The following is a 23,749-nucleotide window of genomic DNA, read 5'->3' on the forward strand; positions in this document are numbered from 1 at the left end:
CCCGCATCATCAGCTTGGAAGGCTGAGGTAATAGCCATTATACGATGCACGCACATCGTCTTAACGAGTTTGATAATGCCACATCTAACTGAAAACGAAACCTTTTTCTTTCATTTTTATTCTAAGTGCTCGCATAACCACCACTCCGCTAGTTTTTCCATCATGTTCGGCATTTTCAGAGTGAATAAAATGTGACTAAAATCTCTAAAAAAGGAGGGCGAGAAATAATAGTAAATGTCATGCTGTTTTTGCGATAAATCCGCCTTAATTTATAAACTTGTTTTAGTGGTACTTGGCTGTCATAAATCTCATGAAAATTAAGGAATTTGGAGTGTTAACATAAACTGATTTTTATTTGTGTTTTGGCGTCCACTAATAACAATCTGAATGCATAAATTTAACTTATCAGCCGGTCAAAATATTCAGTAAACTAATCCCAAATGAGTAGAGTTATAGGCACTTCTAAGGCTTTGCAGAAAAAAGTAACGAGTTCAGTTGATAATTCACGCAAAAGTCTCGTCATTCCGTCTATCGTTTGGTACATTTGCCGCACATTTTGTCTCCCCTAAAATACCCATGCCTTCTCAGTTCCGAATTAACAAAATTGTTGAAATTGGTGACACTCTTCACCGCAGTGGCTGTGCTCCTTACAAGCTAGAGAAATACACTCAATTCTATGCAAAAAAGCATGGTGTTGACGTGATGATCCAAGCAACGCCAACTGCGATTAACTATCAATTTCCAGACGATAACAACGCCGTTATTCTTAAGCGTCTAAAGCCTGCGTCAATTAACCTGAGTTTGTTGGCCAATACGATCATTCGTATTAACCAGCCAAGCAGTGAGCCTGTACCAGAGCCTGTCGGCTACTCCAAATTTGTGACTGCACTTGCCAATATGGGTATTCCGCCGGCCTATTTGATGCTGGTGGGCAGTACGTTGGAAGCGGTGGGCTTTTCCGCGTTATTGGGTTTGATGGTTTGGGTATGTCAACAAGTTCTTCATTCACGTCGCGCTATCGCGGTTGAATTCATCTCGGCACTGTTAACGGGTATCTTTGTGGCGTTTCTGGCGAGTACAGGGTTGCCGATTCCGGTGTGGGCGTTGTGTATCGCCTCGATTGTCTTGTTTGTCCCCGGGTTATCCATAGCCAACGCATTAGAATGTTTGGCGTTTAATGATCTAGTCTCTGGTACCAGCTTGCTTGGGCAGAGCGCATTAACGCTGATTAAGCTGTTTGTCGGGATTATCATGGGGCTCAACATCGGTGAAGCGATATGGGGACAAGCGGTTTCCATCGACTATACCAATGCGGTACCGATGTGGATGCACATATCGGGCTTGGTGCTGATCTCTGTGTCTATCGGTGTGATGTTTAATGCTCGCCCTAAAGACATCTTGCTTGGCTTACCAGTAGCGGTTCTCGGTATGTGGGGCCCATTCTATCTAGGTTTTGATAGTGGTTGGGTTGTCGGCACTTGGGTTACGACGGTTCTTATTACTTTGTACGGAACTTGGATTGCTAAAAAGATGGAGCTCACGGGCTCTATTTATATCGTGCAGGGGATTATCATCTTGGTTCCGGGTAGTCGAGTATTAGTGAGTGCCAGCCAGTCGGTGTTTGAACAATCGATTTTACCTATCCCGAGTATCGGTTTGTCGGCGTTATTCATGTTCTCGGCAATCGTGGCAGGGCAAATCACCGCTTACTCGATTTACTCACCAAAAGTCGAACGTTAAACTGTTCCGCTTCTCAAATTTTTAAACAAACACAGCTTAGCGGCTGTGTTTGTTCGTTTTAGGAAGGGCTCTTTTTTAAAGACAATTAGCTCTCCGTAAAACTTGTTAGATTTATGCTCGCTAAGCCTAACAAGAGTCATTAAAATGAAGCAAATTCTATTTAAATGAAGTATTAACGTATGTCTCTAACTCCTTGCCCGCAATGCCAATCTGAATATGTCTATCAAGACCAAAACAACCTAATCTGCCCTGAGTGTGCCTATGAATGGAATCCGGAAGAAGAACGTTTAGAAAGAGAAGCTGCGCGTGTTAAGGACGTGAATGGTGCTGTGTTAGAGACTGGAGACAAAGTAACTTTCATTAAAGATCTTAAAGTGAAAGGCAGTTCTAGCGTATTGAAAATTGGTACTAAAGCCGTGATTCGACGTATCAATGAAGGCAAAGACCATCAGCTAGATTGTAAGTTGGATGGTGGCGGTGAAATGCTGGTTACGGCGAAGTACGTTAAGAAGCAATAGTCGATAATCGGTCAAAATTGCGAGTTGCTACTGAACTAAATAGCGTAAAAACCGGAGGAGAATCAACATTATATGGACATGGTTAAAGCTGCTCTTTCGCATTCAACTGCCTTTCATCACTATGTGAATGCCTGTACTGAAGATGGGTTAGATATTTACACGGGCATTTCTGATGGCAGTGATGCCTATTTGGAAAAACGAATTGCTTATTCAAAAGGTGAGGGCTTGCCAGAAGGGTGGACGCCTGCTTCTACTTATTTTTGTTTCGAGTCTGGCCGTATTCTTGGAGTGATAAGAGTTCGTCATGGTACCAGTCCGTACATTCACGATGTCATTGGACATATCGGGTATGAGACCCTGCCGCAAACCAGAGGGCGGGGTATCGCAAGTCATATGTTGTCTTGGGCTCAACGCACGTATTGTCCGAAAGCGCTATTATTACGTGTGAGAGGGGCAATATAGCTTCGCAAAAGGTGATAGAGAAGTGCGGTGGACAATTCCTGAATACCTTTTATTCAGAGCAAGATAAACACGAAGTCTTACGTTACCAACTAGAACCAAAATGAACATTTAAGCGTGGCATTTTTGGTTGTGTCGGGGGCTCTGAATTCCGGCTTAAACGAAAATGAAACCATAGCCAATTATTGTTGGAGGTATTTTGAAGTATTCAACAAGACCGGCTCAGTCATCAGATTATGAATTTCTGTTCGAGCTTAAGAAAGCCGCTGAGTTTGAACCGATCAAGGCCGTATTTGGTTGGGATGAGCAGATTCAACGAGTTATACACGCCGAAGAGTGGGCAGAAGAACGACCTGAAATCATTGAATATCAAGGTCAAGCGATTGGCAGTGTGTTGTTGCAAGACAAAGGCGAACATTTCTATTTTTGTCGATTCTTCTTACTGCCTGAGTATCATGGAAAGGGCATTGGCAGCCAAGTACTGAAAGATTGCTTAACTAAGGCTGACAGCCTCAATAAACGCATCGAACTTTGTTATCTACAAGGTAATCGAGTTGGGCAGTTGTATCTGAGATTTGGCTTTGAAATCACCTCTCAGAACGAGCAGTTTGTCTATATGTGGCGTAAATAGACATTCATTCAAAATGATCACACCGTGTCTGTAACTTGATAGGCACCTGACACCCATCTAACGTAAAACCTTGTAAAGCTCCCTATGCTTGATGACTAAGCGATTACACTTAGAAAAGATCGAGCGTAAGGGAGTGTGCAATGAATTATTACCCGACTTCAAAAATCGTGGGTGAACAAAGGTTTGGTTTTGGGCCTAGATTAGGTCAAACAACCTATTATTCTCCTGTAGAACAGTTGGATAAAAAGCCATTCGTTCACCAAGCTATACAAGACTTACCGAGTACCGAATCTACTCTGATTAAAGTAGGAGAGAATCGTGTACAACGAATGAAGGCCAAGGGTAACGAACAACAGATGCAAGCTATGAAGAAAGAAGCGCAGTCTTTTCTTCGAACGCAGTATCGACAACAAGCTCAAGCTCGCCACCTACAAAGCGTTGATACCCCTTATGGTTTTCAAGAGCGCATCATTCAGTTTTGGAGCAATCACTTCGCCATCTCGGTCGATAATCGAAAACTGATGCCCTTAGCGGCAAGTATAGAAAACGATGTGGTTCGCCAGCATTGGAATGGTAACTTTGGTGAGATGCTGATGGCTTCTTCTAAACATCCTGCGATGCTTCTGTATCTCGATAATCAACTCTCGATTGGTCCCAATTCAAAAGTCGGAAAGCGCCGTAATAAGGGACTCAATGAGAACCTCGCGCGTGAGATTTTGGAACTCCACACTCTTGGCGTTAACGGTTCTTACACTCAGCAAGACGTCATTGCCTTAGCAAAAGCTATTTCAGGCTGGGGCATTAAATTTAAATCTCCTGATGCTGGGTTTCGATTTGCTAATAACCTGCATGAGCCAGGAAGTATCACACTGCTTGGAAAGGCTTATTCTCAATCCGGCGTCTCGCAAGGAGAGTCGTGTTTAAAAACCTTAGCGACCCACAAAGACACTGCTACACACTTGGTTGGCAAGCTTTGCCAGCATTTCATTGGCGACATACCTAAAGAACTCTTAAATCAAATGGTTGCTGAATATCTGAAAGGTGAAGGAGATTTGCTGCCTATTTATCGCTTGTTATTGAACAGCGCTGAGGCGAGTAAACCTAACCCCAATCGTTTTAGACCGCCGAAGGAGTGGCTGTTTGCCGTCCTTCGTAGTGCCGATATTTCTTTAAACGAGAAACAGGCATTCAATGCTCTCAACAATTTAGGGCAGCCTCCTTTTAAACCGGGTTCACCAGCAGGCTGGTCGGATCAAGACAGAGACTACAATAGCCCTTCGGCGTTGACTCAACGTATGCAAGTTGCGAATAGGCTTGCATCTGCTGCAATAAAATCGGCTAAAGCGTCGGGAGTTAAACCGAAATCGGTAGTGGATAAAGTGATCGCGGGTTTATATGGCGATGCTATTGATGAACACACTCAAATTGTATTGAACAAAGCCGACAGCGCTGCAATGCAACTTTCCCTGTTGTGGCTAAGCCCGCAGTTTCAATATCGTTAGGAGTGGGTATGAAAAAGTCAGATTGTTCTCAGAATAAAGCGCCACATAGTATTAACCGCCGTCAGTTCATGGGCATTGCGGCGGCTGTTGGCGTCAGTGCGATACTGCCATTTCCAAGCTTTGCAAAAACAGCTTCAGACAATATCTTAATTTGGGTATCACTGCGTGGCGCGATAGATGGTTTAAATGTTGTAGTGCCGCATGCCGATCCTGATTACTCTAATTTGAGACCCAACATCGGATTGAAACCAGAACAGCTACTGAAGTTGGATGATTTCTTTGGGCTTCATCCATCTCTAAAGCAATGCCATCAATGGTATGAAAATAACGAACTCAGCTTTGTACACGCTTGTTCAACCGCTTATCGCGAGCGTTCACATTTTGAAGGACAGAAGATATTAGAGAATGGCACTTCCGACCCGTTTAACACCGTAGGATGGATTAACCGTTTACTCTCGTTGAGCTCAGAAAAATACGATGGAATAGCGATTGATTCGGGCTTACCACTCATCATGCAGGGCGAATCGACCGTGGCAAGTTGGTACCCAAACCGCTTAAAAACACGCGATAAACAAACGGAACTGCTGGAAGAGCTGTTTCAAAGTGACCAAATGCTGTCTTCAAACTTTGAAAGTGTCATGAAGATAGATCAATTGGTGGGAGACCAAGGTGTCGGCAAACAGTTTAAATCATTGATGGGTAAAACAGGCGATATCTTATCGGCTGATAACGGACCAAACATCGCAGCGTTAGAACTCGGTGGATGGGACACTCACGCCAATCAAGGTAGCGTAAATGGTAGGTTGAGCAATCAACTTAAAACTTTGGATGTTGGGTTAGCGGCTCTCAAGGCTTCACTAGGTGATCGTTGGCAGAAGACAGTGATCATCGCGGCCAGTGAGTTTGGTCGAACAGCAAAAGAAAATGGCACTAAAGGCACCGACCATGGCACTGGCAACGTTATGTTTATTGCGGGTGGTGCGCTGCCATCGTTGAAAGGAGCGGGTGGTAAGGTTATTGCCAATTGGCCGGGCTTGAGCCAAAGCCAGCTATATGAAGGCCGAGACCTTAATCCAACGACTGATATGCGTTCGGTTATCAAGGGCGTGCTCAACCAACATTTATCGATAGAAGTGAAACAACTCAACGCTATCTTCCCTGATAGTGCCGATATTAGACCGATGAATCTTGTTTAGAGGTTTACCAAGAGACAGTTAGATGCGATTCAGTCGTTTTGAATCGCTTTCTATTTGTGACTCGCTTGTTTACGATTTAATCGCCAACAGTGCTCCGAACGTCACTAAGCCAAATCCACACGCTTGATTAAGCCTTTTCTTTGCTCTTAATAGATGCTTTTGCAATGTATTCGAAGTAAACAGCATAGCGACAACGCCAAACCATAAGCCGTGAAGAACGATCATGTAAAGCCCATAGCCAAGTGCGACATGCTGGTTTTCTGCGTCAGGTGAGATGACTTGGCTGAAGATGCTCAAGAAGAACAACATGGTTTTTGGGTTGAGCACGTTACATAAAAAGCCTTGGGCTAAATAGCGCCAAACACTGGTGCTTTGCTTTGCATCTTCCGTAGGTGCAAGCTTGTTGTTCGCACTCAAGATACCTTTTAGTCCTAGATAAATAAGGTAGCCTGCGCCTGCGTATCTGATCATGTCAAACAGCTGCTCATTCTGTGAGATTAAGTAACTGATTCCAAGCATTGAATAACTGATGTGAACACAAATGGCTAAACTCACACCTATTGCAGTCCAAATCCCTGCTTGTCTTCCTTGATTGACACTGTTTTTTAAAACTAAAACGAAATCAGCGCCTGGACTAATAACAATCAATAGTCCCAATACTGCTAGGCTTAACCACTCCATAATGACTCCAACTCTTTATATTTGATGAGCCAGCATTGTATGGTTTTTTATTGCTGCCTATAATCGAAATGAATTCCACCTATCTGTGAGAAAAAATCACACATGAGACATTTGAAAGCATTCCATATTTTCCACGTTGCAGCGCATTCGAGCAGTTACAGTGAAGCGGCGGATAAACTCAATATCACACATGGCGCAGTCAGTAAGCAGATCAAGGTATTGGAAAATCACTTATCCCAAGTTTTGTTCTACAAACAGGGCAGGAATGTGTGTCTCACCAAAGAAGGGGAATTACTCAAAAGTTACACAGAGCAAGCGTTCCAAGCCTTGGAGACTGGGGTCCACAAGCTTAATCAGCTGAATCATCACGCGTTGGAAGTCTCATGCGAACCCACATTGACCATGCGTTGGTTAATGCCTCGACTCGGTGATTTCTATAACGAATCCGGAATTGATGTTCGATTGTCTACCGCAGGTGGACCTGTGACATTAGGCGCAACTGGTTTAGATATGGCCATTCGCCGGGACGACTTCAACGTAACCGAGCATTACAAACAGATACCGTTGGTCGAAGAATGGGTTGGCCCTGTGTTCTCACCTGATTATTGGCAACAGGTCAAAGACAAACTAGCCGATGTGAAATTACTGCACAGCGCCACGCGACCAAACGCTTGGAGCCACTGGGCATCCATCACCAAAGATAGTGAATTTGATAGCCGAATGGTGTCGCAAGCTATTTCAAACCAAACCTTTGCACACTTCTATTTTTGCTTTCAAGCGGCCGTTGATGGGCTAGGAGCGGCTCTTGGTTCTTATCCATTGGTGGTTGATGATTTGCATAGAGGCAACTTAATCGCGCCGTTCGGCTTTGTACCTTCCGGCCATCAGTACATATTGCTCACACAAGATAGCAACCATGATGAGCCAGAAAGCCCGTTTGTGGTGTGGCTAAAGAATGAGTTGTCACAGTGTGTTCCAACTTTATAGGAACGATAGTCTGACCTAGCAGTGTGCTTGTCTTATGTCAGACTTTAGTTCGCTATTGTGGGAATCACTCAATAGGCAAAGACAGTACACCGCCATTGAGTTTGACTTGTTTTAGCCATTCGGTTGGAATTCCACCGTCTTCTTCGTAGAAACACGCCGCTAATACCGCACCAATCACAATCGCACGACCGCAGCTGTCACCACCACACAAGATATTGTCGCGAATGCCTTGTTGATAACTCTGAGCACCCGCAATGATGCGTATCAGCAAGGGGAACGCAGCGCTCAATTCACAATGCAATCCAAACTTCTTCGCGGCATCTGTAATCGAAAGCTCTGGATCAGCCAGTGCTTCGTCGATTTGATCGTGTATGAACTTGCTACAAGTTTGTCGCACCATTTCTACCGATTGCAGTGGCGAGTTGCCCTGAATTGCTGCTTGAATCAGTAGGGTGATGGCTTGCGCCCATTCCACGGCTTTGTCGTTGTTGTTGGTCACTCGTACCGCGCTCTCTACCATCGCTGGCAAAGTGTGAGAGGTATAAGTACACGCCACTAATGGAATGATCTTTGAGACTGCGGGGAGCTGTGTATCATCCGCGCCACAGGCTGTAATTGGGGCGTTTGCCAATTCTAATTGATGGATGTTCAACAAGCTCATACGAGTCGCTTTATCAATGTAGCCTCGCCAACTACCACCAAAATCAAACCAGAAGCGGAAGTGTTTGATGTAGCTCGCTTCATCGTATTTTTGGTTGTCAACTAAACTGTCGACCATCGCCAATAGCTGAGCACCATATTGCGATTGTTCACCTGCGGTTTTTCCTTGGTGCGCAAAGTAGCCTTTGTCTTGATAATCGAACCGATTCGGTGAGCGAAATTCAGGCTCAAAACCAGCCACGTGTAAGATCCTCTCTTGGTCATACAGCCAGTGCAGCCCCATTGAAGCGGCGTCTCCAACCAATGCGCCGACAACGGCGTAAAAAGCTCTTTCTTTATGATTGTCCATGTTGAGCAATGTCCTTGAGATGAATCAACGTAGTTCGATACGTTAAGTATAGTGATTAGACGAGTATTTTGCTGTGTTTCTAAGAAGAAATATGAAGGAATAAATCCTGATTGGTCAATAACTTAAACCAATCAGGTGAAATGGGTAAGGGTGATGAATAGTTGGGCGAGTCGGTACTTCTGATTAATGACGTTACTGATGGTTAAGGTAAGCACTAGAACGTTGCTCAATTACTTTGAACAGGCGTGAAAGCACAAAGCATAAAGCAAAATATACGAAGCCTACAATCAGCCAGATCTCGAAGATCAAACCTGACGAGTTTGCCATTTCAGTACCAACGAAAGTCATCTCTTGGATCGAAATCAGAGACACAATCGACGTGTCTTTAACCAAAGAGATTGCTTGGCCAGCCAATGGCGGTGTGATGGCCGTTAATACTTGCGGGCCAACCACAAATCGATACTTAGACAACGCCGATAAGCCGAGCGAGTCAGCCGCTTCCCATTGCCCTTTTGGAATACTTTCTAAGCCAGCTCGAATCACTTCTGCGATGTAAGCCGAAGAGAGCAAACCAATACAGATAACACCAGACGCTAAGTTTTCCCAAAGGTTAGCAGGACCAAACAGAAAGGCTTGAACAGCGTTAATATCGCCGTTGTGTTCACGCAAGATACTTTCTAAACCAAGTAATGGAATCAGTTGGTTAGAAACGAAGAAATAGAATATGAAGACAAAGACCAGTGGTGGAATATTTCGAACCAACTGGATAAAAATCAGCGCAGGTGTACGAAAGAAAGCAATTTTAGAGTGCCTTGCAACGCCAAGTAATGTGCCAAAAGAGAGTGCTAACACCATGCTCCAGACACTCAAGCGCAGTGTGGCGATCAAGCCTTGGAAAAAGTACGGGACGTTACCTTCGGATGGCGGAATAAAAATCAGGGTAAACGCATCTTCCCAGCGCCACTGGTAGTTAATACCAACAGCAGAGCGATAATAAAGCCAGCCTGCAAACACACAAATGACAGCGAGTAACACACCATCTAAAAGAGTAAGGCGTTGATACCAAGGCTTCATATGAACGTTGGGCTTAGGTGTTGTTAATGCGCTAGTACTACTCACGTCATTCCTGTTTAAACATTAATTATTATTGGGTTGTTGCTTGGATCTAAGACGAATCAAATAAAGCTACTTAAAAAGGCTACTTAAATCGTCGATGAGAAGGCAGTGCAAACAGTGCACTGCCTTGATTTAGATTCGACAGATTAGCTCATATTAAAAAGTGAGCTCAACTTCAGATTACTGACCTTGAGCAATCTGGTCTTGCCAATCTAAAGTAGAGAACCAGTACTCGTAACGCTCTTTCAACCAACCGTCTTCAGTACGTGCTTTGATCCATTCGTTGAAGAACTCTGCCTTGTCAGTTTCACCCAGGCGAACTGCAAATGCTTCGTTACCTTTGGATAGACGCTCTTCAAATGGAATAAATAGCGTGTCTGCGTTTTTGATCGCTTCGTGTTCTGGTTTCGGGCTAGACGCGATAACCGCGTGCGCGTTGCCGTTTAACACTTCTTGGAATGCTTGAGCATCGTCATCGAACTGTAGAACTTTCGCTTTAGGGAAGGTTTCACGAGCCACTTGAACTGTGAACGCACCACGACGAGCAGCAATTTTCACGCGACGAGAATCAAAATCAGAGATCTGAGTAAAACCTTCCGCTAGCTCTTTATTAGCAGCCAGTTGAACACCAGAGTGCGAGTATGGTTCAGTGAACAGTACGCTTTTAGCTCGCGCTTCAGTAATAGACATACCGCCGATGATCACATCAAACTTGTTCGAAAGTAGAGAAGGGATGATGCCGTCCCATGCCGTAGGAACGAACTCGACTTTCCAACCCGAATCTTCGGCAAGGCGTTTCGCCACGTCGATTTCAAAGCCAACAAGATCGCCTTGTTTGTTACGCATCGCCCAAGGAACAAATGTCGACATACCAACGCGTAGAGAGCCGCGTTCGTTGATTTTGTCTAGGTTAGGCGTTTCAGAAGCAAGTGCAGGCAAACTGACGGCAAGCGCAAGTAGGGCTGTAATTGCGGTTTTAAATAGCTTCATGCTGATAAATCCTTATTGTGTTCGCCAGTTAGCTCCGAGCTTATGCTCAAGCCAAGCTGCAACGGCAGAAAGTGAAAGTGTAAGTGCAAGGTAAATGATCGCCACAGAGAACCAAATCTCAAATGGCATCGCGGTTTCAGAAACGATGTTTCTGGCTTCGGTTGTTAGGTCAAAGATAGCCATGACACTCACAATCGAAGAGTTTTTGATAAGAGAGATCACTTCATTAGTCAAAGGTGGCAAGGTGCGTTGCACCACCTGAGGAAGAATCACATCCCAGTAAGTATAGGTCTTTGATAAGCCCAAAGATTGAGCTGCTTCAAATTGTCCTCTCGCAATACCATTTAAACCAGCACGGAAGATTTCGGCGGTGTAAGCACCTTGGAAAAGTGCCAAGGCTAAAACGGCAGTGCTAAAACGATCCAGCCCTAACACGGGGCCAAACACAAAATAGAGTAAATAAATTTGTACTAATAACGGCGTGTTACGAATCAACTCAACATAGCTGGTGGCTAAGGTGCGTCCAACCACAGAATTTGAGTTTCTCAATAGCGCTGTCGTTAAGCCGATGAACAGCGTCGCGACCAAAGAAATCAGAGAGATATTGATAGTAACCAACAACCCTTCGACTAACTCTGCAGGCCACCATTCGCCATCTTCATAGAAAGCAATATAGTCCGGCACGCGCTCCCATTGCCAGCTGTATCCCATGGTTTGTGCGCCAGAATCGAGAATCCAAACAACAGCAGCCACCAATACAACAATTTGTACTAGAGCGGAAAGGGCGGGTTTAATAATTCGAATCAACATCAATAAGTCAGGATCTGATTTAGGAACGCTTGAGTACGTTCATGTTGAGGGTTTTCAAAGAGCGCTTGTGGGGTATTCGATTCCACAATTTGTCCTTCATCCATGAAGATAACGCGGTCGGCCACTTGTTTTGCAAAGCCCATTTCGTGGGTGACACACACCATCGTGATGCCTTCACTCGCCAGTTCAACCATCACATCGAGCACTTCGTTGATCATCTCCGGATCAAGCGCTGAAGTGGGTTCGTCAAACAAGAGTAATTCCGGCTTCATACACAGGGAACGGGCGATAGCCACACGTTGTTGCTGGCCGCCAGAAAGTTGCACTGGGTATTTGTTGGCTTGTTCTGCAATGTGCACACGCTCGAGATAGTGCATTGCTATCTTTTCGGCTTCTTGTTTGCTTTTTTTAAGCGTACGAATTGGAGAAAGAGTAAGGTTCTCAAGCACGGTAAGATGGGGGAATAAATGAAAGTGCTGAAACACCATCCCGACTTGACCCGGTGTGTTGAACTTACTCGGGAGTACTTGTTCTAGCACGGAAAGCTCGCCACTTTCGAAAGGTTCTAGCTGATTGATGCAACGGATCAAGGTTGATTTACCCGAACCAGACGGTCCGCAAATCACCACTATCTCTCCTTGTTCAATATTTAAATCGATATCCTTCAGGGCATGAAAATCACCATACCACTTGTTAAGTGACTTAAACTTAACCATTTCCTTGAGATTGTTCAAATCGTTGTTCATACCTAGTAAAGAGACAGGTTTACCTTAACAATATAGAAATATGATTGCACATAAAATTAGGGACTTATGAGAATTTAATAGCATCTTGTAGGGCAAATTAAAAAGCAGCGCCCAAAATGAACGCTGCTTCTGTTGTACGAAAGAAAAAAGTAATGGGTTCAGTCAGATGTGAAAATTCATCTTTGTATGATCACTATCTTTGTTTTCTTTCTTTTTCCCGATTCTTAGTGAATCGCAGACTCTAGAATCTCACGTGTTTTCTCTGGCGTGATTGCTTGATTCTCACCAAGTTGTAGGTAGCCGTGTGATTCAAGTTGAGCGACAACATTGTCAATTGCCGTTGCTTTGTTTGTTTCGTAACCGTCGAACATGGTTGCTACGTCTAGGCTGTGGTAGAAGGCTTCGATTGCAGCGATTGTGCGTTCTGCTAAATCAGCGCCCGCTTCTAGGCCAAATACGTTACGACCCATTTGCTCTAGCTTGCCACGTTTCGCTTCAATTTGGTTACGAAGTAGTGAAGGTTGAACGATCGCAAGTGAGCGCGCGTGGTCTACGTGCCATAGTGCAGTGAATTCGTGGCCAATCATGTGTGTTGCCCAATCTTGAGGAACACCCGTACCAATCAGGCCGTTAAGCGCTTGGTTTGCTGTCCACATTAGGTTTGCACGCCATGCATCGTTGTCACGCTCGTCGTATTGCTTACCCAGTACAAGCAGGTTCTTAAGCAGTGTTTCTGCGTAACCGTCCTGAACCATCGCGTCTGTTGGCATCGTGATGTATTGCTCACATACGTGAACCCACGCATCAACTAAACCGTTGATCAGTTGGCGCTCAGGTAGAGACTTCATTACATCTGGGTCCATAACCGCAAACTTAGGCTGTACTGCAGGGTTAAGGAAAGCAAGCTTCTCTTGAGTCGCTTTACGCGTGATTACTGCGCCCATGTTAGATTCAGAACCTGTTGCAGGAAGTGTCAGTACCGCACCGATTGGCGTCGCTTCAGTTACTTGGTGTTTGCCCGTTAGGATATCCCAACCGTCGGCGTCGTATTTAGCCGCTGCAGCAACGTATTTAGAACCGTCGATTACCGAACCACCGCCAACCGCGATAATGAATTCTACGTTTTCTTCTTTAACAAGAGCGACTGCTTTGTCTAGCGTCTCTTTTGTAGGGTTTGCTTCAACGCCAGAGAACTCAATCCAAGAGTGATCTTTCAAAGATTCTACAACTTGGTCGTAAACACCGTTGCTCTTGATTGAACCGCCACCATAGATGACCAGTACTTTCTTTGAAGTATCAACCGCTTGGCTGATAGCGTTGATTTGGCCTTGGCCGAAATGGATAACAGTAGGGTTAACGTAAGTAAATTGCATCAGAGATTCCTTGTGTAAAGCGAAATTTGTTATTTTGGTTTATTGCTCAATTTCTATATTTGCATATTAGTACAGTAATCTAGGTCAATGAAGAGCTGTTCCTCCAAATAAATTGCCTATTTCTACGAACTTGATATTCTTCCTCTGCTTTAGCTTACTTACTCTTAGCACTTGGAATGGAAAGTCGCCACTTATGAAAACACTCGCGCAGTTATTACAGTCTTATGTAGAACACAAAGGTTGGGATGACCTTGAAGGGATCAGAGAAACTGAAATTAGCGGCGTGTGGTTGTATAGAAGTAGTGGCGGGAATCAGCGTCAGCCATTTACTTACCAGTCTGGCATTATCATGCTCGGACAGGGCAAAAAGAACATCTACATTGGCGAAAGGCCAGTGACTTACGCTGCGGGTGATTATCTTGTGGTGGGTGTGCCAATGCCGTTAGAGTGCGAAGCCTTGCCTGTTAATGGCGAGCCATTGCTTGGCTTGTCGATTAGCATTGATTCTCAACGTTTACATAGCTTAGTCAAAAAGCTCGAAGATCAGGGCTTTCTAGAGAGCTACTGCAACAAGCACAAACAGAACTCGAGCGGCTTAGAATCGACGCCAATGGAAGAGCAAATGCTAGAGAGCTTTACCCGATTGGTGAAAACGCTACATTGCGACATTGAAGCCAACATCTTGGGCGATGCCATGGTGACAGAGATTGTCTACCGCGCATTAACCGGTTCAGAAGGGCGTGTGCTGTTTGATTTAGCTCATCATGATGGACATTACGCACGTGTTGCCAAAGCGCTGTCTAAAGTGCATGAAGAGTACGACCAAACCATCACTGTTCAATCGCTTGCTGACGAAGCCAACATGAGCGTGTCTGCCTTCCACAATGCATTCCGTAATGTGACGTTTGAGTCACCTCTTCAATATTTGAAGAAGGTCAGGCTCAACAAAGCCAAAGAGCTGATTCAACTAGAAGGCCTGCGAATCAGCGATGCTGCTCGCCGAGTCGGCTATTCGAGCCCATCCCAATTCAGTCGCGAATTTAAGCGCCACTTCAATACTACTCCAAGAGCGGTGTAGTTCTTTAAATTGTTGATTGGCGGGAGAAAGTAGAAGGCTTCACCGCTCTAACGAGTTTGTTTAGCCCCATAAAACCAGTCGCTAGAATGCCATACCAATAGAGACGTTAAACGTATCCTCATCAATGTCATAAGGTAGATCCTCACCCTCTGACTCGCCGCTGTCCACTTGGTAGTTTCTCCATTCCATTTTTAGCTCTGCAAACTTCCATTTAGTCGATACACCGAGGGCGTTGAAATAGGTTGCGTCAGGGTTGGCCGCGTCATCAACCTCGTCGCTGAGCTGAGCGCCACCTATGCCGAAATTATAATAAGGGCGAACCGTGATGCGTTTAAGCGGGAAGCTGTAACCTGCGCCGACCTTTAAAAACGCCATGCCTTCACTGATCGCGTCTTGGTCGTAGTCTTCTAGCTGGTCATCACGCTTTCTGTTCTGGTACTCACCGCCAATCTCAAGTAGGTCACCACGAAACATCAGGTCGACGTATTGAGATGAGAGTTTATCACCCTCCTGATACCCCAAGCCGAACGCAATATCAGCCATAGAGGGAGCGGAAAAACCTGCTAATAGAGCAGCTAACACTCTTGTTTTAATGAGCTTTGTCATTGCCGAATCTCCTTAGTTCAGGGCGTTGTATTTCTTATCAATCATGCAGTTTCTCAACACAGTCGCATACATGGCTTTGTTATCTTCTTCGGCCTGAGCCCCTGCTCGTCGGCCGCTAACTCTACCGGATACCACACCAATCGCCGCACCAGTCTTGGCAGCGTCAGATCCAGAGCCACCAGAGATAGCGCCAACAGCAGCGCCAGCCGCCGCCCCTTTAGCAGCGCCTTTTACGCCACTTCCTTTCTTGGTTTCTGTAGGTGCTGTCAGCGTTGACTCAGCAACACCTTGGCATGTCGCAAGCTCTTCCTGAGCAACCTCAAGGGTCACGTTGTCGTAATTGAATGAAATGTGAGTGGCTGGGTCTGTGATGTAGCCACCACCGGCAAGAGCAGAGAGGGAGGTCATAACTAGGCTCAGGCCTAACAGTTTCGTTCTTTTGTTCACTTTCTAATCCTCAAGTTGACCAAACAAATTCGTTTAATCATTGATATTGAACTCTCTTCGAGGTCGACAAATAGATTTAAACGTTATGAAGCGATAAGTGATCTTCATGTTGCGTGCATACTATCTTGGTGGGCATATGTTGGATAATGACCTTGAAACATAAGAGTTATTTGTCTGGTGCATAACATGTTTCAGCTATGAGCTATTTACTCAGGCTGTTGTTGAGAGAGCAGGCTTAGAAAAGGGACAACCTATGAGAACATCACTCCCTTGTTAATCAAGATGAGCAAATGTATTGAATTGTAGGTAATTTCAGTATGTTGGTATTTGATTTTCTAATTTATTATTAATGTATTTATATAGTAAAAGTGCTCTAAAATAATTAGTTATTTAGGTTAAGACTTTATGCACGTATATAAGAATAAAAATCAAACAATACAGTCAGTAAGCGGTTTTTAAGAACTTTAGTGTGAACGACCTATCAAATTCTTTCTAAATTACCAAAATTATTCCTCACTCTATCTGAGAGAGTATTCATGATTGTTGAATATATCTGAAAATAGAAAGAATTTACTACTCGGTTAGCGACCGTATTGCGGATAATTAGTCGTGTTGTGACTAATTATTCTGTAACGTGCTGATTTATAGTCAAGTAATAGCCTGACGGTTATCACGTTTCTCCTAAAACAATTAAACTAACATGGCGCTACTTTAATCATTCTTCCAAATACGATTGTTAAATACGTATACCTATTTTATTAAAAGGATAATACCGATGAGTAGCGATATCATTAAAATTTCAAGAAACACTGAAAACGCACCAATTAATTCTGTATCTACACAAACGGTCGCTTTTTCTCATTATAATAACTTTTCTGCTCAACTTCCGATTGACCCTAAAACGGGTGAAATAGTCGTCGGTGATATTAAAGATCAAGCCGCACAATGTTTGAATAATATAAAAGCGATTGTTGAAAGCATCGACCATGTTATGGATGATGTCGTGAAGATTAATGTTTTCGTTAAGAATATTTCTGATATCGATGCTATTGATGAAGTTTACAAAAGCTTCTTCCACAACAGCCTGCCAACACGTACTGTCGTGGGTGTCGTTGCACTGCCAAACAGCGATGCGCTAGTACAAATGGATGCTCTCATTTCTAACGGTGAAGGCACTAAACCACAAGCACCTTGCGCGCTAATTAAGGTATCAAGAAATACGGATAATGCACCTCAAAGTACTGTGTCCACGCAGACTGCAGCCTTTTCTCACTACAACAATCTTTCAGCTCAGTTGCCTATAGATGTAACCACAGGTGAGTTGGTTGATGGTGGTATTGAAGCGCAAACAGCACAATGTCTATCAAACATCAAAGCTATTCTAGAAAGCATCGGTCATGTAATGAATGATGTGGTTAAAACGACTATCTACCTAAAAAATATCGCAGATGCGGAAGTGGTAAATGAAGTATGTGCTAAATTCTTCCCAAGCTATGTTCCTGCTCGTACCGTTGTTAACGCCGCTGAATTACCAATGGGTGCTTTAGTTCAAATCGATACATCAATTTCACATGGCGACGGAACACCGCCACAATTACCTGAAGACACTCGCTTACTGGTAATAGAAGCCAATAATACCGATGCTGCACCATTTATGCCTTATTCGCATACTGTTGCTTTCTCTCACTACAATCATATTTCAGGGCAATTACCTTTAGATCCGAAAACAAATGAAATTGTTGCTGGTGGGGCAAAAGAACAAGCTGAGCAATGTTTAAACAATATTAAGGCGATAATTGAACGCGTTGACCATAGCATGGACGATACGGTGAAAATTAATATTCAACTTAAGGATATTTCAGATATTGATGCGGTAAACGAAATCTACACCACATTCTTTAATGCTGAGTTGCCTGCAAGAACGGTAGTAGGGGTTTCAGAAATCCCACTGAATGCTTTAGTACAAATTGATGCAGTCGTTTCTAATTGTGAAGGGACACCTCCACAAGACGTTGTTGCTTAAATCAATTGAACCCTTCTCGATAATATCGATCAGATCTCGGCTTTAGTTTCCAAACAGGGAGCAAATTTAACAGGCCGTGATCTGATCCGTTCACCTCATTACTCAAGCCAATCGAAGCGACACACCTAAGCTTATCCCGTAAACATGGTATTTATAAGGTTGAAGTGTTTTAATATGAAAAACAGACGCTTAACGTAATAAAGAAACCCGTTTATGCAATTTCGATCCATTTTACTGCTATGCCTTACCCTAATAGGGTGTTCGTCCAATCAAGAGTTGGTACCCGACCCAACAACCATCACGCTATTTTATGGTGATACATCCATCTCCGCAGGTGTTTTAGAGGATAAAACATTCAATTCAGTCCTTGCCGATAGGGTTGAAAGCGTTACGTTTTCGGGCTCAATATCAAAGCAAGACTCAGGCTATTTTGTCGATATGTTAGTGATTCGAGAAACAAAAGAGCCACGTTCAACACGACAGCTGAACACCTCGCTTCTAATGAAACCGGGAGAGTTAGTAGATGTTGGCGGTGTGAATAACGATGTGTTCAGGGTAATCCTCGAGTAACAAAAATAAAGTGTTCAATTAATCTGATTTTTTGCTTTACCTCAACCTAACTTCAAGTCTTAAGCTTCTCTTACTGATTAAGAAGGAGCTTATTATGCAAAATAACTACGTAAAAGAACTCGCCGTTAAAACTTACCAAGAAGACCTTGAGAAAGAGTACATTAAATCTCGGGCTCAGCCATTCCACGCCCCAAGTTTTATCGGTGGGGTGCTGTTGTCAGTTGTATTGGTAGGACTGTTTTAATTTATGCAGAATTTTTGATCCATTGCTAACTCTCAATATCTCGATTTGATGCACTTTAATGCATACGGCACAATCGCTTAGGTTGAATTGTGACGCTAATGTCGAGAGGAAGTATGGCAAGTCCAAGAGTGTTAAAGGCGCAGATTACTGATATTACCTGTGGCGAGAATGTCACTATCATCGAACCAAATAACGTTTATGGTTGTGAACTTAAAGATGATGTGTTCGTTGGCCCCTTTGTTGAGATTCAAAAGAACACCGTGATAGGTGCGAGAAGTAAGATTCAATCTCACACCTTTATTTGCGAGTATGTGACCATTGGAAGTGACTGCTTTGTTGGTCACGGAGTCATGTTTGCCAACGATTTATTCAGAGAGGGCAAGCCAGATCCTAATCCAGACAGTTGGGGACGTACCTTGATAGCTGACAACGTCACGATCGGTTCTAACGCTACGGTTCTGTCTGTGAGCATTTGTGACGGTGCAGTAATTGGCGCGGGCAGTGTGGTAACAAAAGACATCACCGAAAAAGGTATCTACGCAGGTAACCCAGCCAAGAAATTGAGAGATTTACCGTAACCGAATTAATAAGCCACGATTCATGAATCATAAGGTGCGGCTTTTTAGGGAAACATTAGAGTATTTGTCATGGATGTATTTTTACACTTACTTCAACTGAATGACGCAAGTGCGCTCTTGGATTTTGAGGTCGAAAATAGAGAGTGGTTTGAGCAATTTGTCCCAGCTAGGGAAGACCGTTTCTATTCCTATGAGGGTGTTGCCGAGCAAATCACGAGCTTTCTCACTGAATATGAGAACGGTGAGGTGATCCCTATGTTGATCAAAGACATCAATGGCACTGTATGTGGAAGAATCAACATTCGCGATATCGACCAAAGCTCTGACAGTGGAGAGCTAGGCTATCGAGTTGGTCATTCCTTTGCTTCAAAAGGCATTGCGTCTAACGCAGTAAAGCAGTTTCTAGACTATTTGACGCAGCAGACCAACCTTAAATATGTTGATGCCTATGCGTTAGTGGGCAATGTCGGTTCCAACAAAATCTTATCCAATACAGGTTTTGAATTGGTCGAGCATGTTGAGAACTACGCGGTGTTCAAAGGAGAACATCAAGATGCCAACTATTATCGTAAGTCGATATCTACTTAAGTAACGATGTAACTGTTTGATATTTAATATTTGTCCTATGATCAATGAGATAATAGATTTAGACAAGATGAGCTAACACCAATTGTGGTGTGAAACAATACAGAGATCAGTTTATGAACATTGTGACAGTCTATAGTGGTAATCAGCAGGTATATGCGAATTTGTATCAGGGCTATGCGGCCGAGTTTTCAAAGATCATCGGCGATAAGCCAGACGAGTATGGCTTGTTTGAGATTTATCCGACGCTTGGCGATACCGTAACGGGCTATTTACTTTACATCGACGGTGTTCCAGCTGCGTTAACAGCCATTGAAACTAAAGCCCCAAATGAGTTTGAGATTTGCGACTTCTATGTGGTGCCTTATTTTAGAAAAAATAAAGTCGGCAAGCAGTTTATCTGTGAGTTGTTTGAACATCTCCAAGGCAGTTGGGAGATCAAGCAAGTACTGGGCGCAGAGCATGCAGTTAAGTTCTGGAGAGAGGTTGTTAGCGACTACACCTCAGATAATTACGTAGAAGATCAATACCAAGACGAAAAATGGGGATTGGTAACGAGACAGCGCTTTAATCACGATACTAGTGCAAAGTAAATCTTTATACATTAGAAGCTGGCAGCGTCCTTCTAGCCAGCTTCGAGCCTTTTTATTTCAAGGTTTAAGGTTACTTCTAGGTTTTGGCCACTTCTAGATTTACAGTTATTTCTGAGGTTTATTCCGTTCGATTACGCTAATTGCGATCGCTAAAAACAGGATGTCTTTCACTAAAAAGAAGTTAGTGACTAAGATGCCATCCGATACTTTCCAAGCGTTTGGCGTTGTAATCAGGAAGCTAAGTGTCACAACAAAGATAGCCGCTGCCGCAATGCCTGAATAGAAAGCTACTGTCGGTTTCTTAAATCCAACGATCAGTCCAACCGCGACAATGATCTCCGCGCCACCCACCATGTTAGACACAGCTTGCACTGAGAACAGATTGTAAAGCCAGTTCATTGCTGGATGATTTGCGATTAGCGGTTCAATGAGCATCGCTTCGGTTGGCGTAAACTTATAAATACCAATCCAAGCTAACACCAATGCTACGCCAATCACGCCTAGGTTGTATCCGACGTTACTCTGTTTTAAATCATAGGTTTGAACATGCATAAAAGTACTCCATTTAATAAAATCCCTGAATATGACCGCAATAGCTCAGATTAAATTTCGCGCCGTGAATAATACTTAATATATTTATCTTAAAACTTAATAGGTAACGACTTATTGTCTCGATAGGAACTTAAAGGCTGGTGATGTTGAAAGCCAAAGCAATGGGTAGGCGATAGTGCTGTTCAAAAGGTTCCGCGAGTTTTCCAATTTTTGTTTTCAACATTCGCGATTTGGATTAGATTACGCTGATGTTCACTCTAATTATAAGAAGAGTATAACCAGTGAAAATTCATAGAATTAACCCGACCAAACGTTGGTCTGATGTAACTGTTTTTAACGGTATCGCAAGCTTTGTGGAAGTGGCTGAGACGGATACAACGGCAGGAATTAAGAGTCAGGTTCAGCAAATCTTCGAACAAGCTGAAGAAATGATGAGTTTGGTCGACAGTGATAAATCTCGCGTATTGTCAGTGACTATTTATCTAACGGATTTCGCTAACTTTGATGCACTGAATGAAGTTTGGGAAGCGTGGTTCCCTGAAGGTTGTGCGCCAAGCCGTGCATGCGTGAAAGCAGAACTTGCTAACCCTGAACTATTGGTTGAGATGTCGTTTATGGTTGCTGCGGGTGAAAAGTTTCAATAAGCCGAACTATCGGTAGAAATAAGCTTCGTCGATACAAGCAACGATCAGATAAAACAAAGCCACTCAGGTGAATCACTTGAGTGGCTTTTTAGTGTTCTAGGTTATCCGAAACTAAATCGGATTAGGCATTAAGCGAGACCTTGATCTCTTGCCATCTGCTTCGCGATTTTTGGTGCGTGCCATAGACACGGCAGCAAGATGAACGATACAGGAACGGCTGTGATCACAATGAACGACTGTAGAGCGGAGATGCCGCCTGAACCCATTGAGATAAGTGCGATCGCTACCGCACCCATGATGATACCCCAGAAGGTACGTACCGCTGCGTTCGGCTCTGTAGTGCCCGTCATTACTACACTGATGGTGTAAGTCATTGAGTCACCTGTTGTCACGATGAACGTGGTCGTCAGGATCAGGAACAGAATTGCAATCAGAGTTGGGAACGGCAGTTGCGCAGTAATTGCTAGAAGAACCGCCGGAAGGTTGAAGCCTTCGAACGCACTAGAAATCACACCTGGATTCTCTAATTCAAACGCTAGACCACTACCACCAACGATGCTGAACCAGAAACACGTTACAAGCGGTGCAACGATGCTAATAGAAACGATCATTTGGCGAATAGTACGGCCACGTGAGATACGAGCAATGAAGATAGCCATCATTGGGCCATAACCTAAGAACCAACCCCAGAAGAACACAGTCCAGCCACCTAGCCATGCGGTATCTTGGCGGTATAGCGCCATTGGGATGAAGTTATCAACCATTTCGCCCATACCTTGCAGGTAGCCATCAACGATGAAGCTCGTTGGGCCAACAAGAAGGATGTAGCCGATTAGACACACAGACAAGATGATGTTGTAACGGCTTACCAGTTGGATACCTTTGTTCACGCCGCTCAAAGCAGAAAGCGTGTACATTGCGATAGCAAAGATAATAACAACACTTTGAGTTGCAAAGCTGTCTGAAATGCCAAACAGTTCGCTTAGCGCGTAGCTGATTTGTAGGCCAAGGAAGCCGATAGGGCCGATAGTACCTGCGGCTACAGCCACAATGCTGCATGCGTCGACAACGTTACCAACCCAGCTGTTAATCGCTTTGTCGCCAAGTACTGGGTAAAGCAGAGTGCGAGGCTTAAGAGGAAGGCCTTTGTCGTAATGCAAGTGCATTAACACGATGGAAGACAAACCACCTAAGATTGCCCATGCAAGGAAACCCCAGTGCATGAAAGATTGTGATAGAGCATTGAACGCCATCGCTTGAGGATCTGCGTTGCCATACAGTGGCGGAGCTGAAACAAAGTGAGCGATAGGCTCTGCGGCTGCCCAGAACACACCACCGCCGGCTAGCAGCGTACATAGGACGATAGACATCCATTTAAAGGTGGTCATTTCAGGTAGGGCAAGCGTTCCTAAGCGAACGTGGCCGGTGCGACCTAGTGCAAGCACTAAACCGATAATGAAGTTGAGAAGTAGTAGGACTTGCCAGAAAGCACCGAACCATTTAGTTGAATAACTAAAGCCGATGTTTACAAGTTCGGACAACACGGAGGTGTTGGTGAAGGCTAGGATGACAAAGAGGGTTAAAAAACTGCCACTAAGCCAAAAGACTGGGTTTCCGAGTTCCAGTTTTTCACCCAAAGATTGAGCTTTATTGAAATCGATAGAAGTAGATTCTGCGTTGATGTTTTCGTTGGCGACTTGCGTCAAGTTGGACATTATTTCTTCGCTATATTTGGCTCTTTCAAGCCTATGTATTTCTCCCACACTTGCATAGAAATGTGAGGTTCGTCAAAAAAGCCGCCGATACTAACACATTTGTTATCAAAAAGTGGGCGAATTCCCAAAAGAATCCCAAATCGCCTTTAAATCACTACTTTTTGGCTAGTTTTGATACGAATTTTTTTCTCGAATCCAAATCACATTTCTGATTTTTGAGACGTTATTTTTTAGCTTTCCGAAATAAATTAATATTAGTTGTTGGTGCAAAATAAGTGTCGACTCATTGCATGCTATAAACAAATTAATGCGAGTCATTTTATAAATATTGAATATTTTAGGTGTTAAATTGGCGC

The 23,749-nt window shown here is 43.8% G+C and carries 25 protein-coding genes and 1 pseudogene; 15 read left to right on the forward strand and 11 right to left on the reverse strand.

The window, feature by feature from the left end; all coding sequences use genetic code 11:
• The first annotated feature begins 576 nt into the window (after positions 1–576).
• From AB6E85_RS08335 to AB6E85_RS08360, 6 genes and pseudogenes are all read left to right on the forward strand, one after another.
• A complete protein-coding gene (locus AB6E85_RS08335) occupies positions 577–1,740 on the forward strand; it encodes a threonine/serine exporter family protein (RefSeq protein WP_004731486.1) in 1,164 nt (387 codons plus the stop codon).
• Between the two features lie 179 nt (positions 1,741–1,919).
• Positions 1,920–2,258, forward strand: a complete 339-nt coding sequence (locus tag AB6E85_RS08340; RefSeq protein WP_372142224.1) for a zinc ribbon domain-containing protein YjdM — start codon at positions 1,920–1,922, stop codon at positions 2,256–2,258.
• A 72-nt stretch (positions 2,259–2,330) separates the two neighbouring features.
• Positions 2,331–2,824 (forward strand): annotated as a pseudogene (locus AB6E85_RS08345) (GNAT family N-acetyltransferase).
• Between the two features lie 92 nt (positions 2,825–2,916).
• Positions 2,917–3,348 (forward strand): GNAT family N-acetyltransferase, encoded by a 432-nt coding sequence (locus AB6E85_RS08350; protein WP_372142225.1) that lies wholly within the window; start codon positions 2,917–2,919, stop codon positions 3,346–3,348.
• 140 nt (positions 3,349–3,488) lie between these two features.
• Positions 3,489–4,850, forward strand: a complete 1,362-nt coding sequence (locus AB6E85_RS08355; protein ID WP_372142227.1) for a DUF1800 family protein — start codon at positions 3,489–3,491, stop codon at positions 4,848–4,850.
• A gap of 8 nt (positions 4,851–4,858) precedes the next feature.
• Positions 4,859–6,046 (forward strand): DUF1501 domain-containing protein, encoded by a 1,188-nt coding sequence (locus tag AB6E85_RS08360; protein WP_372142229.1) that lies wholly within the window; start codon positions 4,859–4,861, stop codon positions 6,044–6,046.
• 69 nt (positions 6,047–6,115) lie between these two features.
• Here the strand turns inward: AB6E85_RS08360 and AB6E85_RS08365 are convergent, their stop codons facing one another.
• The gene (locus AB6E85_RS08365) at positions 6,116–6,727 is read right to left on the reverse strand and encodes a LysE family translocator (RefSeq protein ID WP_372142230.1); all 612 of its coding nucleotides are present in this window, start codon (positions 6,725–6,727) and stop codon (positions 6,116–6,118) included.
• Between the two features lie 102 nt (positions 6,728–6,829).
• On the opposite strand from AB6E85_RS08365, the gene AB6E85_RS08370 reads away from it, so the two are divergent.
• A complete protein-coding gene (locus AB6E85_RS08370; RefSeq protein WP_372142231.1) occupies positions 6,830–7,714 on the forward strand; it encodes a LysR family transcriptional regulator in 885 nt (294 codons plus the stop codon).
• A gap of 64 nt (positions 7,715–7,778) precedes the next feature.
• On the opposite strand, the gene AB6E85_RS08375 is transcribed toward AB6E85_RS08370, so the two are convergent.
• The 6 genes from AB6E85_RS08375 to AB6E85_RS08400 form a co-directional block, all read right to left on the reverse strand.
• Complete coding sequence (locus AB6E85_RS08375; protein WP_372142232.1) at positions 7,779–8,723, reverse strand: ADP-ribosylglycohydrolase family protein; 945 nt, start codon at positions 8,721–8,723, stop codon at positions 7,779–7,781.
• A gap of 192 nt (positions 8,724–8,915) precedes the next feature.
• Complete coding sequence (locus tag AB6E85_RS08380; RefSeq protein ID WP_081230537.1) at positions 8,916–9,842, reverse strand: amino acid ABC transporter permease; 927 nt, start codon at positions 9,840–9,842, stop codon at positions 8,916–8,918.
• Between the two features lie 177 nt (positions 9,843–10,019).
• A complete protein-coding gene (locus AB6E85_RS08385; RefSeq protein WP_081230536.1) occupies positions 10,020–10,829 on the reverse strand; it encodes a transporter substrate-binding domain-containing protein in 810 nt (269 codons plus the stop codon).
• A 12-nt stretch (positions 10,830–10,841) separates the two neighbouring features.
• On the reverse strand, positions 10,842–11,639 hold the full coding sequence (locus AB6E85_RS08390; protein ID WP_102444212.1) for an amino acid ABC transporter permease: 798 nt from the start codon (positions 11,637–11,639) through the stop codon (positions 10,842–10,844).
• Complete coding sequence (locus tag AB6E85_RS08395; protein WP_048606287.1) at positions 11,639–12,385, reverse strand: amino acid ABC transporter ATP-binding protein; 747 nt, start codon at positions 12,383–12,385, stop codon at positions 11,639–11,641. Before AB6E85_RS08395 ends, AB6E85_RS08390 begins: the two co-directional genes overlap by 1 nt.
• Before the next feature lie 224 nt (positions 12,386–12,609).
• Positions 12,610–13,758, reverse strand: coding sequence for an iron-containing alcohol dehydrogenase (locus tag AB6E85_RS08400; protein ID WP_372142234.1), 1,149 nt, complete (start codon positions 13,756–13,758; stop codon positions 12,610–12,612).
• A 193-nt stretch (positions 13,759–13,951) separates the two neighbouring features.
• Between AB6E85_RS08400 and AB6E85_RS08405 the strand changes: the two genes are divergently transcribed.
• Entirely contained in the window at positions 13,952–14,836 is an 885-nt protein-coding gene (locus tag AB6E85_RS08405; protein ID WP_017067592.1) for an AraC family transcriptional regulator, read from the forward strand.
• Positions 14,837–14,917: 81 nt separating this feature from the next.
• On the opposite strand, the gene AB6E85_RS08410 is transcribed toward AB6E85_RS08405, so the two are convergent.
• Entirely contained in the window at positions 14,918–15,442 is a 525-nt protein-coding gene (locus AB6E85_RS08410; protein ID WP_050648334.1) for a hypothetical protein, read from the reverse strand.
• Positions 15,443–15,454: 12 nt separating this feature from the next.
• Positions 15,455–15,889, reverse strand: a complete 435-nt coding sequence (locus AB6E85_RS08415; protein WP_372142235.1) for a hypothetical protein — start codon at positions 15,887–15,889, stop codon at positions 15,455–15,457.
• 775 nt (positions 15,890–16,664) lie between these two features.
• Here AB6E85_RS08415 and AB6E85_RS08420 point away from each other — a divergent pair.
• The 6 genes from AB6E85_RS08420 to AB6E85_RS08445 all read left to right on the forward strand — a co-directional run bounded on the left by AB6E85_RS08420 (position 16,665) and on the right by AB6E85_RS08445 (position 20,482).
• Positions 16,665–17,912, forward strand: a complete 1,248-nt coding sequence (locus AB6E85_RS08420; protein ID WP_372142237.1) for a RidA family protein — start codon at positions 16,665–16,667, stop codon at positions 17,910–17,912.
• A gap of 213 nt (positions 17,913–18,125) precedes the next feature.
• Positions 18,126–18,482: a hypothetical protein gene (locus AB6E85_RS08425; RefSeq protein WP_048613370.1), complete on the forward strand. Its 357-nt coding sequence runs from the start codon at positions 18,126–18,128 to the stop codon at positions 18,480–18,482.
• Between the two features lie 94 nt (positions 18,483–18,576).
• Positions 18,577–18,726 carry a hypothetical protein gene (locus tag AB6E85_RS08430; protein WP_372142239.1) on the forward strand — a complete coding sequence of 50 codons (150 nt, stop codon included), beginning with the start codon at positions 18,577–18,579 and terminating at the stop codon, positions 18,724–18,726.
• Between the two features lie 113 nt (positions 18,727–18,839).
• Positions 18,840–19,304 (forward strand): acyltransferase, encoded by a 465-nt coding sequence (locus AB6E85_RS08435; protein WP_372142240.1) that lies wholly within the window; start codon positions 18,840–18,842, stop codon positions 19,302–19,304.
• 69 nt (positions 19,305–19,373) lie between these two features.
• The gene (locus tag AB6E85_RS08440; protein WP_372142241.1) at positions 19,374–19,892 is read left to right on the forward strand and encodes a GNAT family N-acetyltransferase; all 519 of its coding nucleotides are present in this window, start codon (positions 19,374–19,376) and stop codon (positions 19,890–19,892) included.
• Positions 19,893–20,005: 113 nt separating this feature from the next.
• Positions 20,006–20,482: a GNAT family N-acetyltransferase gene (locus AB6E85_RS08445; protein WP_248367605.1), complete on the forward strand. Its 477-nt coding sequence runs from the start codon at positions 20,006–20,008 to the stop codon at positions 20,480–20,482.
• Positions 20,483–20,587: 105 nt separating this feature from the next.
• Here the strand turns inward: AB6E85_RS08445 and AB6E85_RS08450 are convergent, their stop codons facing one another.
• Positions 20,588–21,034: a DUF417 family protein gene (locus AB6E85_RS08450; RefSeq protein WP_050651721.1), complete on the reverse strand. Its 447-nt coding sequence runs from the start codon at positions 21,032–21,034 to the stop codon at positions 20,588–20,590.
• A 281-nt stretch (positions 21,035–21,315) separates the two neighbouring features.
• Between AB6E85_RS08450 and AB6E85_RS08455 the strand changes: the two genes are divergently transcribed.
• Positions 21,316–21,678 carry a RidA family protein gene (locus AB6E85_RS08455; RefSeq protein ID WP_017062654.1) on the forward strand — a complete coding sequence of 121 codons (363 nt, stop codon included), beginning with the start codon at positions 21,316–21,318 and terminating at the stop codon, positions 21,676–21,678.
• 128 nt (positions 21,679–21,806) lie between these two features.
• Here the strand turns inward: AB6E85_RS08455 and AB6E85_RS08460 are convergent, their stop codons facing one another.
• Positions 21,807–23,393 (reverse strand): BCCT family transporter, encoded by a 1,587-nt coding sequence (locus AB6E85_RS08460; RefSeq protein WP_048606304.1) that lies wholly within the window; start codon positions 23,391–23,393, stop codon positions 21,807–21,809.
• Positions 23,394–23,749: the final 356 nt, after the last annotated feature.

This window comes from Vibrio sp. 10N.247.311.51, from assembly GCF_041467855.1.
Taxonomy (GTDB): Bacteria; Pseudomonadota; Gammaproteobacteria; order Enterobacterales; family Vibrionaceae; genus Vibrio; species Vibrio coralliirubri.